Annotated in this window: 10 protein-coding genes and 1 riboswitch; of the genes, 2 read left to right on the top strand and 8 right to left on the bottom strand. The window is 42.9% G+C overall.

Translation table 11 applies throughout. The features are described from left to right. Window positions 1-205 precede the first annotated feature (205 nt). From pfkB to G4417_RS15575, 4 genes are all read right to left on the bottom strand, one after another. Window positions 206-1,117: a 1-phosphofructokinase gene (gene pfkB / locus G4417_RS15590; protein ID WP_173684149.1), complete on the bottom strand. Its 912-nt coding sequence runs from the start codon at window positions 1,115-1,117 to the stop codon at window positions 206-208. Window positions 1,118-1,450: 333 nt separating this feature from the next. Beyond that, window positions 1,451-2,866 carry an alanine/glycine:cation symporter family protein gene (locus G4417_RS15585; RefSeq protein ID WP_055053616.1) on the bottom strand — a complete coding sequence of 472 codons (1,416 nt, stop codon included), beginning with the start codon at window positions 2,864-2,866 and terminating at the stop codon, window positions 1,451-1,453. Window positions 2,867-3,002: 136 nt separating this feature from the next. After that, window positions 3,003-3,134: riboswitch (glycine riboswitch) on the bottom strand. Between the two features lie 235 nt (window positions 3,135-3,369). After that, the gene (locus tag G4417_RS15580) at window positions 3,370-5,049 is read right to left on the bottom strand and encodes an acyl-CoA dehydratase activase (protein WP_173684148.1); all 1,680 of its coding nucleotides are present in this window, start codon (window positions 5,047-5,049) and stop codon (window positions 3,370-3,372) included. Beyond that, window positions 5,042-6,313: a 2-hydroxyacyl-CoA dehydratase subunit D gene (locus G4417_RS15575; protein WP_173684147.1), complete on the bottom strand. Its 1,272-nt coding sequence runs from the start codon at window positions 6,311-6,313 to the stop codon at window positions 5,042-5,044. Before G4417_RS15575 ends, G4417_RS15580 begins: the two co-directional genes overlap by 8 nt. 395 nt (window positions 6,314-6,708) lie before the next feature. Here G4417_RS15575 and G4417_RS15570 point away from each other — a divergent pair, with 395 nt between their 5' ends. Next, the gene (locus G4417_RS15570; protein WP_173684146.1) at window positions 6,709-8,535 is read left to right on the top strand and encodes an ABC transporter ATP-binding protein; all 1,827 of its coding nucleotides are present in this window, start codon (window positions 6,709-6,711) and stop codon (window positions 8,533-8,535) included. After that, window positions 8,532-10,298 carry an ABC transporter ATP-binding protein gene (locus tag G4417_RS15565; RefSeq protein WP_173684145.1) on the top strand — a complete coding sequence of 589 codons (1,767 nt, stop codon included), beginning with the start codon at window positions 8,532-8,534 and terminating at the stop codon, window positions 10,296-10,298. The genes G4417_RS15570 and G4417_RS15565 overlap by 4 nt, the downstream gene beginning before the upstream one ends. Window positions 10,299-10,385: 87 nt before the next feature. On the opposite strand, the gene G4417_RS15560 is transcribed toward G4417_RS15565, so the two are convergent. From G4417_RS15560 to G4417_RS15545, 4 genes are all read right to left on the bottom strand, one after another. After that, complete coding sequence (locus G4417_RS15560) at window positions 10,386-12,173, bottom strand: aminopeptidase P family protein (RefSeq protein WP_173684144.1); 1,788 nt, start codon at window positions 12,171-12,173, stop codon at window positions 10,386-10,388. After that, window positions 12,170-13,018 (bottom strand): ATP-dependent sacrificial sulfur transferase LarE, encoded by an 849-nt coding sequence (larE, locus tag G4417_RS15555; protein WP_055053612.1) that lies wholly within the window; start codon window positions 13,016-13,018, stop codon window positions 12,170-12,172. The genes G4417_RS15560 and larE overlap by 4 nt, the downstream gene beginning before the upstream one ends. A 257-nt stretch (window positions 13,019-13,275) precedes the next feature. Continuing rightward, complete coding sequence (locus tag G4417_RS15550) at window positions 13,276-13,590, bottom strand: DUF2500 family protein (RefSeq protein ID WP_173717701.1); 315 nt, start codon at window positions 13,588-13,590, stop codon at window positions 13,276-13,278. 186 nt (window positions 13,591-13,776) lie between these two features. Continuing rightward, window positions 13,777-14,045, bottom strand: a 269-nt coding sequence (locus G4417_RS15545; protein WP_173684142.1) for a zinc ribbon domain-containing protein, incomplete at its 5' end; no start/stop codon positions are given.

Raw genomic sequence — 14,045 nt, 5'->3', positions numbered from 1 at the left:
TTTATTTGCAGGCTCGGTAATTGAATTGCCGAGGATTCCCGCTTATTATCCTAAAACTACTTTACTAGAACTTCCCATTCCTGTCAAGGCATTGTTCAGACCTGTATTAATGCCACCCATAATTGGGTTACTGTTCACTCTGTTCCCATTAATACATTTCGTCCATCAGGCAAATCTGTTATTCTCATCTTTTCTTCTCCCTTTATTATTTTCCGGTTATCTGACCATAAACCGCTTCTATTTCTTCCTTTGTTGCAAGATTTTCAGAAAATGCACTTGCACTTCCTGCTGCAATTCCCATGTGGAATGCATGTTCGTAATCCTTCTTCTCCATCCAGCCTGCAACGAATCCTGCTACCATGGAATCTCCTGCACCCACACCATTTATCAGCCTGCCTTTTGGTGCAGGTTCTTCAAATACCTGTCCATCCTCTGCTACCAGAACTGCACCTTCGCCGGCCATGGAGATCAGCACATTTCTTGCACCTTTTTCCTGAAGTTTCTTTCCATAAGGAATTACATCTTTTCTTGTTTTTAATTTCACACCGAAGATCTCGCCCAGTTCATGATTATTTGGTTTTACAAGGAATGGATGATATTTCAGGACATTGACCAGAAGATCCTTTGTGGCATCAACTACGATCATCACACCTTTTCCATCCAGCCTTGCCATGATCTGTTCATACATGTCATCCGGCATGGAAGATGGAATGCTGCCTGCCAGGAAAAGTACATCACCTTCTCCAAGCTCTTCCAGCTTCTTCATCAGTTCCTCTACTTTATCCTTGCTGATCACCGGTCCTGCACCATTGATCTCGGTTCCGTCAATAGATTTCAGTTTCAGATTGATCCTTGAAACCCCTTCACTGATCTGAATGAACTCAGATTTCACTCCCATCTCATGTAATCTGCGGATAATTTCTTCCCCTATAAACCCTGCAGTAAATCCAAGTGCAGTGTTCTCAATCCCAAGATTCATAAGGACTGTGGAAACATTGATTCCTTTTCCACCCGGAAGCATCAGCTCTGAACTTGTTCTGTTTGTCAGTCCCAGTTTAAAATCATCTACTGAAACGATGTAGTCCAGAGATGGATTAAAAGTTACTGTGTAAATCATCTCTTCTTTCCTCCCGTTTATATTGTCATGTCGTTTCTGCATGCTTATGACTGTTTTTGTTTATACCCTTAGTATACTGTCATATTCATTCAAAGTCAATCAAACTAATTCATAAAAATTATGACCGATTTTAGTTGAGATTGCACAAAATCAATTAATTTTCCATTTCCGTCCAAATTCAGTCATTTCTTTTCACAAATCAGTCATTTGCATACATTCCAATAAATATTTAGTCAAACAATAACTGAACATCAAAAAACCTCTGACCGGAAGTTAAACTCCACAATCAGAGGATTTACTGTTTTCTTTTCTTTTATTACGTTTTATAATTCTTTACATTTTATGCTTCTTTGCATCAAAAAATGCTTTTGTTTCTTTTACAACTACACCGCTCAGAACGAACAATGCGATCATATTCGGAATCGCCATCAGTCCGTTGAAGATATCTGCGATCGTCCATACAGCACTTACTGTCATGTACGGTCCGATGAATACTGCCAGAATGTAAAGCCAGCGATATGTAAGGATTGTCTTCTTATGTCCGTTTGTCAGATATTCCAGACATCTTTCACTGTAATAATCCCATCCAAGAATTGTAGTAAAGGCAAAGAATACCAGACAGATCATTAATACAAATGAAGAAATCTGTCCAGGGATCGGAAGTCCGTGCTGGAATGCATAGGTTGTTACCTGAACACCTTCCAGACCTTCTACCTGCCATGCACCTGTCAGTACGATGGAAAGACCTGTCATTGTACAGATCACGATCGTATCAATAAATGTACCAGTCATGCTTACAAGACCCTGACGTACAGGCTCTTTTGTCTGAGCTGCTGCTGCTGCGATAGGTGCGCTACCAAGACCTGCTTCGTTTGAGAAGATACCACGAGCCACACCCTTCTGCATAGATACGATCATTGTTCCTACCACACCGCCTGTCACTGCTGACGGATTAAAGGCTCCCTTCACAACTGTTACGATAGCTGCCGGGATCTCTGTAATGTTTAAAAGAATCAGCGCAACACTGAAGATCAGATAGATCACCGCCATAAACGGTACAATAATCTGGCTGACTGTTGCAATTCGTTTCAGACCACCGATGAGGATTGCTGCAACACAGGCTGCAAGAATCAGAGAAGAAATTACAACTGCCCAGGAATACTCTCCAAGGAACGGAATATTTACGCAGTTTGATTTGTTCGGATCAAAGAAGTTCTGAACTGCACTGGAAATACCATTTACCTGGCTGAATGTACCAATTCCGAAAAGACCTACACATACACCAAAGAATGCAAAAATCTTTGCAAGCCATTTCCATTTTGTTCCCATACCTTTCTCAATATAATAGAAAGGACCACCAAGGCTGTGACCGTCTTCTGCTACCACACGGTATTTCACTGCAAGAAGACCTTCGGAAAATTTTGTTGCCATTCCGAAGAATGCTGCAAGAATCATCCAGAATAAAGCTCCGGGACCTCCGGCACAGACAGCAGTTGCAACACCGACGATATTACCGGTTCCGATTGTGGCGCTCAGTGCTGTACATAAAGCTGCGAAACTGGAAATCTCACCATCGCCTTCTTCTTCGTTCTTAAACATCCATTTTAATGCAAGGGGGAGTCTTCGTATCTGAAGAAGTCCAAGTCTGGCAGTTAACAGGATACCACCTGCCATAATCAGGACCATAAGGGGCACGCCCCAGACCAGATTGTCTACTGTTGTCAAAAAAGAATTGATCGCTTCCCACATAATAATAAATCTCCTTTTTCTTTTAAAAAGTATAATATATTGTACAGCTGGGAAACAAAGTAATAACAGACCGTTTCAAAAATCAGAAGTTCAGAAAATACTGTTCATATAGTTCATATGAATCAGCGGGGATGATAAAGCATCCTCTGTCCTTTTGCCTGAGAGATTCAAGACACGAATCAGATAACCATTTGTGGGCAGCTATTGATAATTCGTGTTATTTGCACCTTCGGCCCCCGATCTAACGGGTGTCTCCAGAGAAACGATCCATTTGCAGTTCTTCCCTGCATCCAGGGAACCTGAGAGTTTTACTCCTTCGGCGGGTATAGCCTTTTGTGTGGCTTCCTCTTTCCTGCAAACTTCACCTCGTTAATTTGCTGTTACTGTGGTATACTATAGCTCTTAAATTTGAACTCGTCAATAGAAAATTAAACTTTTATAAAAAAAGTATAAAAATTCCAGAGATTTCCACCTTGTAAAATCCCTGGATATTTAAATAATTTTTATACATCAGCCATATCAGCTGCAAACAGCGCCGCGCCAAGTGCACCGCATAACTGTGCCTTGTCACTGATTACCAGCTTTGTTCCAAGCTTCTCTTCCAGCGTCTTTACCAGGCCCTTATTCTTAGAAACACCACCGGTCATCATATATTTCTCCTCACCGCCCACACGTCTGGTAAGAGCTGCGGTTTTTACGGCAACCGCCTTGTTCAGACCATGAACAATATCATCTGTTGCCTTATTCTGGGCGATCAGGGATACAACTTCTGATTCTGCAAATACTGTACACATACTGGAAATTGTAATATCTTCTTTGAATTCCAGCCCACATTCGCTCATCTGATCCAGATTCATTTCCATGGTACGTGCCATCATTTCCAGAAATCGTCCGGTTCCTGCCGCACATTTGTCATTCATAACAAAGTTTGCAACTGCACCGTTCTCATCCAGTCGGATCACCTTGCTGTCCTGTCCGCCAATATCAATAACAGTACGGACTTCCGAATTCAGGAAATGCGCACCCCTTGCATGACAGGTGATCTCTGTGATACTCTTATCACCATTTTTAATAGCTGTACGTCCGTATCCGGTAGTAACCAGCGCATCAATATCTTCTCTCTGCAATCCGACCTCTTTCAATGCCTCTGCAAGGGCACGGTCTGCTCCGATAGCAGCTCCTGCTCCTGTAGGCAGGATAATACTGGTCACAATCTCATGATCTTTATTTAAAATCACCACATCTGTACTGGTGGAACCACTGTCAATCCCTGCGAAATAACCTTTTCCCATTTTTCTCTCTCCTTTTGTGTCTCCATCTATGGTCTGCTCCAGTGTTTCAGGCTGAATGCTCTCTGCAAAAGCTTCCAGTCTGGTAAGAAGCTGACCGCTGCTCTGAATAGTATAATCTGATTCAATTTTTAAAAGAGGTACATCTGTATGGTTCTTGATCTCAGCATATTCGAAGCTGTAAAAATCACAAAACTTCACTGTATGATAAATAATTCCTGCAACAGACGGATCATTATAAAGCTTCTTACGGCCTGTCGGGTCCATCATCCGCATACATGGAATCTGCCCCAGAAGCTCTCCTGCATACCAGTCCATCATTTCATCAAAAGAAGCACCCTCCGGTGGAAGTATATTTCCCACAGAACGGTTATGCACACAGGTATCATTCTCTACAGGAAGGGGCATAGCCTTGCTGGTCATTTCAAATAATTCCTGCCCCATTCTGGCACCAAGTACTGCAATATGAGGCTTTGTGTTTTTTTCCTGTACATGAAAAGCAGCCCGGAATTTTCCGGCATCAAACTCTGTACCTTTGTACTGTGCATAAGTCTTGGCCAGACCTTTTAACTGTGCAGCCATACGCTCTCTGCTACAGGCACTGTCACAGTGAAGCACATCCAAAATATAAAGGAAATCCAGTTTACCGCTTTCCAGCAAAATGTCATACACACTTCGGATGGTATCACAGCAGCTCACCAGAACAAGTTCCTTGATTTTCCCCTCCATGACTCCTTCCAGAAGTGTTTTTCCAAAACCACAGATATTGGGATGGGAAACCTGATCTGCAAGGTCAAAGCCATCCGGCATATGGTTAAAGTTCTCACATTCCCCGCCAAGAGATTCCAGAAGCTCAATGGGGGTGTATTTACAGACATAATAAGTTTTATTCATTCTCAGCACCTCCCAGCATTTCCAGAAAAGCTCCCAGCCTGGTGGAAGTCTGTCCTTCTCCTCCATGGCTTCGGTCACACCCGTCTCCATCCAGGATCAAAAGGGGCAGACCGGCTTCCTCAAATTTCTTTTTTGCAAGCTGTGCTGCACCAAGGGTGTGCTTGCAGCCCCAGTGCCCAAACCACACGGCACCATCTGCACCTGCCTGTTTCGCATGTCGGATACCGGCTTCAATCCTTCTAAGTGCACTTCCGTTCAGTGAATGATAGACCATTCTTTCTGCCATTGCTTCAAAGGGTTTCTCAGGATCAAAATCCGGCTCACAGGTTTCTGCAAGTTCGCATCCCACAATCTGGGCCTTCTCATTGAAGCAAAGCTCCTGGCGCACTGCATCCGACCAGAATGGAATGGTATGCATCCAGTAAATATGTTTTCCTTTCGCTGCCGGTGTTTTTTTAATATCTTCAAGCAGCATCTGTGTATACTTCTCTTCTTCTGCTGTTCCCAGAAGGATATTATTTGTCATTCCTGCATACAAGGGTGTGACCAGATCAGAGGGCACATATCTGTCTGCACGCATCTGCTGATATTTTTTGTAATTCTCCAGAGTCCGCTTACTGCAGGCAAGACGTTCCTTTAATCTGTCCTCAGAGATTGTTTTTCCTGTATTTTTTTCCAGAAATACTTTTAAATCCTTTAACTGATCTGCCACATACTGTACATTCTCTGTGGTCTGATTCCATGGTACATCAATGGCAAATACAGGTACCTGGTAAAAATCTGCCAGGGTACGGAAGGTGAGCAGGTTAGCATCGCAGGTCAGGTTGGTATAAACAATACATTTGGGCTTTGGCAGAAGTCCTTTCTGCGCTGCACCAAGAAATGTCTTGTGATAACTGCACAGTGTCTCTGCAATTCCCTGATTCTCTGCCTGCTGCAGAAACGCCCTCTCTGCTTTGCTTGCAGAAAGATAGCAGGAAAATCCTTCTACATTATAGGGATGTAATCCCACCTCCTGCATCATTTCGCAGGGTGTAAAAATACTTACAATAACAGAATCTTCCGGTTTCTGAAGGGGCCACAGCATGGTATCCATCATCAGGTTTGCAAGATGCCTGTCTGCAGGCATCAGTCTCTTGTCCTGCATATAACGGAACTTCAGATTCTGCGCCTCCCAGCCGGTTTTTAACAGCCAGCGGGCTGACTGAGGCTTTTTATCCGTCAGATTTTCCACATAATGACCAAATGTCTCAATAATCTCCATAGTCTGTCTCTTCCTCATTATGGTAATAATAATTTATCAATTGTCAGTGCACAAATAGTGCCACGGAATATTTTAATAATATCTTTTTTGGAAGTCAAGTTGAATTTTCGTTACTGTTCACACACCACTATTCTGCGAGGTGTTTTGGCATGAATATGCCAAAATCCCGAGACATACAAGCCAAAATTCCATTGCCGCAGGCAATCTGGAATGAATTTTGGCTAAGTTACTGTGAACGGAGTGAACAGTAACGAATTTTCTCCAAAGTTCATCTGTTTTTGCACATTCTTCTTGACAAAAAAGTCTCAAATGATACACTTTTGAATGTATTATTTTTCAAAAAAAGGAAGAAATAATATAGGAAAGATTTTTTACGAAAGGAAGGAATTTTTAAAATGCGTTCATTGGCAGTTTATTTAAAAAACTACAAAAAAGAAAGCATCCTTGCGCCATTTTTTAAATTTCTGGAGGTTGTATTTGACCTGATCGTGCCTATCGTCATTGCACAGATCATTGATGTAGGTATTGCAAACCATGACAACAAATACATTGTCCAGAGATTTTTTATTCTTATTTTAATGGCAGCTCTTGGTCTTGCCAGCAGCATTACAGCTCAGTTCTTTGCAGCCAAAGCCAGCGTGGGCTTTGCCACTAAATTAAGACAGGCAGTTTATGACCATGTACAGCATCTGTCTTTTACAGAGCTGGATACCCTGGGAACAGACACCCTGATCACAAGACTTACCGACGATATCAATCAGATCCAGAACGGACTGAACATGGGGCTTCGTCTTCTTCTTCGAAGTCCGTTTATCGTACTTGGGTCCATGGTCATGGCATTTACCATTGACTTTAAATGTGCCCTGGTTTTTGCTGTTGCGATCCCGTTTCTGTTTCTGGTTGTCTTTGTCATTATGTTTCTCAGTATTCCTCTGTTTAAAAAAGTACAGGGAAAACTGGACACAGTAACCGGACTGACCAGAGAAAACCTTACAGGCGTCCGCGTTATCCGTGCATTCTGCCGCGAAAAAGAGGCAGTTGCAGAATTTGATACCCGCAATCAGGAGCTGACAAAGTTAAATCTCTTTGTAGGAAAGCTTTCCGCTTTGTTAAATCCGGTCACTTACGTACTGATCAATATTGCTACTGTTATTCTGATCCAGAAAGCAGGAGTAGAAGTAAATCTTGGCGGTATGCAGCAGGGACAGGTTGTTGCCCTTTATAACTATATGGCTCAGATGATCGTGGAACTGATCAAGCTTGCCTCCCTGATCATCACCCTGAACAAATCTGCAGCCTGCGCAGGACGTGTGGCAGATATCCTGAAAGTGAAATCTACTATGGATTACCCGGCTGCCACTACTGTATCCTGTTCTGATTCTGCTCAGACAACGAAAGACCTTACAGCAGCAACTGCTGATACATCTCTTTCAGAAAATGCCGTCGTATTCGATGATGTAACCTTTGCGTACAGCAAAGCCGGTGCCCCCAGTCTTTCCCATATCAGTTTTTCTGTCAAAAAGGGACAAACAGTAGGTATCATTGGTGGTACAGGAAGCGGAAAGACCACTCTGGTGAATCTGATCTCCAGATTCTATGATGCCAGCAACGGAACTGTCCTGCTGAATGGTCAGAATATTGAGAATTACACCAGAAATGATCTCCGCTCCAGAATCGGCGTTGTTCCCCAGAAGGCAGCTCTTTTCAAAGGCTCTATCCGGGACAATCTGAAATGGGGTCGGGAAGATGCCTCTGACGAGGATCTGTGGCAGGCACTTACCACAGCACAGGGAAAAGAGGTGGTAGAGGGTAAACCGGGACAGCTTGATTTTATGCTGGAACAGAACGGCAAAAACCTTTCCGGCGGTCAGAAACAAAGACTTACCATTGCCCGTGCCCTGGTAAAGAAACCTGAGATCCTGATCCTGGACGACAGCGCCAGTGCCCTGGACTTTGCCACTGATGCAGCACTGCGTAGGTCTCTCAACAGACTTGACTGGAAGGTAACTACATTTCTGGTATCCCAGCGTTCCTCCAGCATTCAGCAGGCAGACTTGATCCTTGTCCTTGATAACGGTACTCTGGCAGGTAAGGGTACTCATGCTGAATTGCTGCGTACCTGTGACACTTACCGGGAAATCTACTTCTCTCAGTTTCCGGAAGAAAGAGCCAGATACTCCTCTGTATCTGCAGGTAATATAATGAAGGAGGTGACTGTATGAGCAGATCAACAATAAAAGATCCTGCTAAAAGCAAAAGCAGCGAAACCTTTTTTAAAGTACTGCGTTTCATCGGAAGATACCGTTTCCTGCTGATCCTCAGTATCATACTGGCAGCAGTTTCCGTTATCCTTCAGCTGTATGTCCCGATCCTGTTCGGAAATGCCATTGATCAGGTCATTGCCCAACATCAGGTAAACTTCGAAATGATGTGGTATTACCTGTCACGTATCCTTGTAATGGTCATCCTCTCTTCTGCTGCCACGTGGCTTATGAATGTGATCAATAACCGCATGACCTACCAGACAGTAAAGGATATCCGTGCCAAAGCCATCCGACACATTCAGGTACTTCCCCTCTCTTACCTTGACGGACACAGTACCGGAGATATCATCAGCCGTATTATCGCAGATACAGATATTCTATCCGATGGTATGCTGCTTGGATTTACCCAGCTTTTTTCCGGAATCGTAACGATCATCGGAACACTGATCTTCATGTTCTCCAAAAACTTCTGGATTACATTGATGGTCATTGTCCTGACCCCCGTAAGCTTTTTGGTGGCCAAATTTATTTCTTCCCATACCTTCCAGATGTTCCGGAAGCAAAGCGATGCCAGAGGACGTCAGACTGCTCTCATCGAAGAGATGATTGGAAACCAGAAAGTTGTTCAGGCTTTTGGATATGAGGAAAAATCTTCTGAACGCTTTGCAAAGGTTAACGAAGAATTACAGGAATGCAGTCTGAAGGCTGTTTTTTACAGCAGCCTGACTAACCCTTCCACCCGTTTTGTCAATAATATTATTTATGCCTGTGTTGCACTGGTGGGTGCATTCATTATCCCTGGAGGCAGACTGACAGTCGGAGGACTTTCCGTACTTCTCTCCTATGCCAACCAGTATATGAAACCATTCAATGATATCAGTTCCGTTGTTACAGAACTTCAGAATGCTCTTGCCTGTGCAGGCAGAATCTTCGATCTGCTGGAGGAGGAACCGGAAGTTGCAGAGGCTTCTGAGACACTGAAAGATGTAAAGGGTGAAGTAGATATTAAGAATGTGTGCTTCCATTATGATGAATCAAAGAAACTGATTGAGGACTTTAATCTCCATGTAAAACCAGGTATGCGCGTTGCCATTGTAGGACCTACCGGATGCGGTAAGTCAACCTTTATCAACCTTCTGATGAGATTCTATGATGTAAATGCCGGATCTATTTCCGTTGACGGCAAACCGATCAGAGACATTACCCGCCATTCTCTCAGAAGCAGCTATGGTATGGTGCTTCAGGAAACATGGATCAAAAACGGAACTGTCCGCGACAATATCTCGATTGGAAAACCGGAAGCTACAGATACTGAAATCATCGAAGCAGCCAAGCTTACCCACAGCTGGGAATTTATCCGGAGGCTTCCTAAAGGACTGGACACCATACTCAACGAAGACAGCTTAAGCCAGGGACAGAAACAGCTGCTGTGTATCACACGAGTTATGCTCTGTCTGCCTCCGATGCTGATCTTGGATGAAGCCACTTCCAGTATTGATACACGAACAGAATTACAAATTCAGGAAGCGTTTGAACGAATGATGGAGGGAAGAACAAGCTTTATCGTAGCTCACAGGCTTTCAACCATCCGAAATGCAGATCTGATTCTTGTTATGAAAGACGGAAGTATCATTGAGCAGGGTACTCATGATGAGCTGATTGCAAAAGGTGGATTTTACCATACTTTATATAACAGCCAGTTTGCAAAAGTTTCTGAATAAAACAAGCCAGATAATAAATCAAAAAGGAACAGCTGTCCATCACGGCTGTTCCTCTTTTTGATTTTGTAAAATGTTTTTTTATTTTTATCAGATTGCCCGGGTAGCATCTTTCAGCCATTCTTTTTCTTCTTCGTTCAAATACGGAGAAATCTTCTCATATACCTGTGCATGGTAATCATTGAGAAGGTTACGTTCCCGGACACTCATCAGTTCCGGCACCACTCCATCCAGATCAAAAGGTACCATAGTCAGAAATTCAAAGCACATAAACTGACCATACTCTGTTTTTTCAGCTTTTTTACAGACCATCAGATTTTCATGACGGATTCCAAATCCATCCTCTCTGTAATATCCCGGCTCATCAGAGGTGATCATTCCCTCCTCCAGCACTGCACTTCCACCCGGAACAATTTTCCATCGGAAGCTATTGGGTCCTTCATGGACATTCAGAAGATATCCTACTCCATGACCGGTTCCATGTTTAAAATCCTCTCCCATTTCCCACAACGGCTCTCTCGCCAGAATATCCAGATTTACACCAGTACAGCCATGAAGAAATCTGGCAGCTCCCAGATTCAGAGTTCCCCGCAAAACTGCTGTAAAGTACTTTTTCTCTTCCTCAGTAGTCGGTCCCATGACAACAGTACGGGTAATATCAGTAGTTCCCTCTTTATAATGTCCTCCTGTATCTGCCAGAAGAAAGCCGGATGGTTCCAGAGGAATATCTGTTTCGGGTGTTGCAAAATAATGTACAATAGCAGCATGCTTTCCATAGGCAATAATCGGATCAAAACTGTTATCTATGAAATCCTCCTGTTCCGAACGGAATTCATACAGCTTTTCTGCTGCACTTAATTCTGTGATCGGAATCCTTCCAACATTCTTCTTTAACCAGTATATGAACTTTGTAACTGCAACTCCGTCTCTGATATGCGCAATGCGTTCATTTTCCACCTCAACAGGATTCTTCGTTGCCTTGGGAAGAAGTGTAAGATTTTCTTCATCCAGAATCCGGGTGTCTGCCGGAATATTGCTAACCAGACGACTGTTGACTTTCTTTTTGCAGAGAAGAACTTTTTTGTCCTTTTTAAATGTTTTCACATACTCATAGATACTGTCATAGGGAAAAAGGGTCACACCATCTTTTTCCAGCGCTTCCAGTACGTCTGTCTGAAAGGCTTTCTCATTTGCAAAAAGTCTGATCTCTGTTTTTGTCATTACAAGATAAGAAAGAACCACCGGACAACAGTGGATATCTCCCCCACGTATATTTAACAGCCAGGCAATATCATCCAGAGAAGTCAGTACAAATAAATCTGCATCCTTCTTCTCCATTGCTTTGCGGATTCTTGCGCATTTATCAGCTCTGGATTCTCCTGCCCATTTTATATCCAGCTCTGTAACCGGTTCACAGGAAAGTACCGGACGGTTTTCCCATATATCGCCTGCCAGATCGTGATCAACACTGAGAGACACACCGTTTTCATCCAGCATTTTCTCCAATTCTGCTGCCTCTTTTGAGCTGACAGTACGTCCGTCAAATCCCAGACACATTCCCTGTGTCAGATTTTTTTTCAGAAATTCATGAACTGTGGGAACTTCCGGTTCACCCATTTTAAATAAAGTAATTCCTGTTCCCTCCAGCTGATCTGCAGCCTGGATAAAATAACGTCCATCCGTCCATAATCCTGCCATATCCTGCATGATCACCGCAGTACCTGCAGAACCGCTAAATCCTGTGATATATTTTCTGCATTTGAAATATTCACCTACATATTCTGAACCATGAAAATCATCTGTAGGAATCAGATATGCATCAATTCCTGTCTCTTTCATGCGTGCACGAAGTGCTGCTATTCTCTCTTTTACTGTCATTCGTTTTTACCCCTAAGGCTGCTATCTGCAGTCGTTTTGTCATTTTCGCCAAGTGTTTCGTTCATACTTCCCATACGATATCCCAGAATATCCATGGTCACATAAGTGAATCCATACTCCTTAAATTTCTTTGCAATATCCTCTCGGACATTTTTTTCCAGAAGTTTCGGAAATTCCTCCGGCATGATCTCAATTCTTGCAAGTGAACCGTGAATACGGACACGTACCTGATGGAATCCATAGTCAAGTAAAAGCTGCTCTGCTTTCTCAACCATTCCAAGCTTTTCCTCACTGATGGTCTCTCCATAGACAAACCTGGAGGACAGACAGGCAAATGACTGCTTATCCCAGGTAGGAAGTCCCAATTCCTTTGAGTATTCTCTAATCTCTGCTTTTGTCAGCTTCGCCTCACGTAGCGGGCTCTTAACTCCAAGTTCTTTTACGGCGATCAGACCTGGTCTGTAATCGCCGTTATCATCCATATTTGATCCCTCTGCAATATATTCAATCCCATTCTTTTTTGCAATATCGCCAATCTTCTCAAACAGTTCTTTTTTACATAAATAACATCTGTTCGGAGGATTCTTTGAAAATCCTTCAATCTCCAATTCCTCAGACTGGCAGATCACATGCTGAATCCCCTCTTTCTCGCAGAATGCCTTCGCTTCATTCAGCTCTCTTTTCGGGAAAGAACAGGATTGAGCCGTAATCGCAATCGCCTTATCACCCAGCACATCATGAGCTACTTTTAATAAGAATGTAGAATCCACTCCACTTGAGAAAGCAACTGCTACACTGCCAAGTCCCTTCAGATATTCTTTTAAATGTTCCAGTTTATTTTCCATATCAGTCTGCCTCTTGTCCGTTTTTTATTGTACCTGCAGCACTCCTCGTAAATAATGTATATTGATCCGGCTCAACAGAGCGTGAAAGTTGAACTTTCTCAAATGTATTATTTAACAGGGTGCTATAGCTTCATTATAATATAGGCAACGACTGTTCAGCAACTTATTTTTCGCATTGCGAAATGTGTTACTGAAAATAGAACGAACAATATTGATTTATGGAGGTTTTTCATTCCAATCGTAATTCTCAACTTATACTACCAAGGTGAAAGGATCTTGAGTATCAAATTATCAACATTAAATTCCTTTTCTGTGCTGTCAGTCATGCGGAAAGTGATTTTATACCAGGGTTGTTCCTGTAGTGTAAAACCATGTCCACCTGTAGCATCACCTGCATTTGGTATCTGCTGTTGGATCATTCCCTGTTGTTTTGCTACAACAAACGCATCTACAGACTCCATTGCTGAACATTTATTTATCGTCCATTCAAAAATGCATCTGAAAAAAATCGCTGTAAATATAGCAATTATCAGAACTAACATAATTTCCATTTGAAGATCAAATCCCTTCATGATTTATATTGTTCAGATCGTATCATGTGACATGCTCCCACCACTTAAATCCCAGATTTTGAAGTGGGGGCTTCTTGCTCAATGACTCTACTGAGCCAAGTATCTACAAGCTATCCTCGCGTGCCCCGCGATTCTTTTGCCCGGACACGGGCGCATTTTCTTACTTATTGTCCGGATACGGACAGTTTATACTGCCAGCATCCTTCTTGCCTCTTCACGGATATTGATCGCTGCATTTCGATCTCTGTCCATCTCATTTCCACACGTGCAGCGGTATACTCTTTCGGATAATCCCAGCTCTTTTTTTATCTTTCCGCATTTACTGCATTTTTTGCTTGAAGGGAAAAAGCGGTCTATCTTTACTAATTTCTTTCCCTTCCAGGTAAGCTTATAATCCAGCATATTCCGGAACATCCCGTATCCATTATCCTGTACACTTTTCCCAAAGTGCAGGC

Source organism: Blautia wexlerae (assembly GCF_013300825.1).
Lineage (GTDB): Bacteria > Bacillota > Clostridia > Lachnospirales > Lachnospiraceae > Blautia_A > Blautia_A wexlerae_B.
Note: the sequence above shows the minus strand (reverse complement) of the source record. Positions and strands in the feature narration are given on the sequence as shown.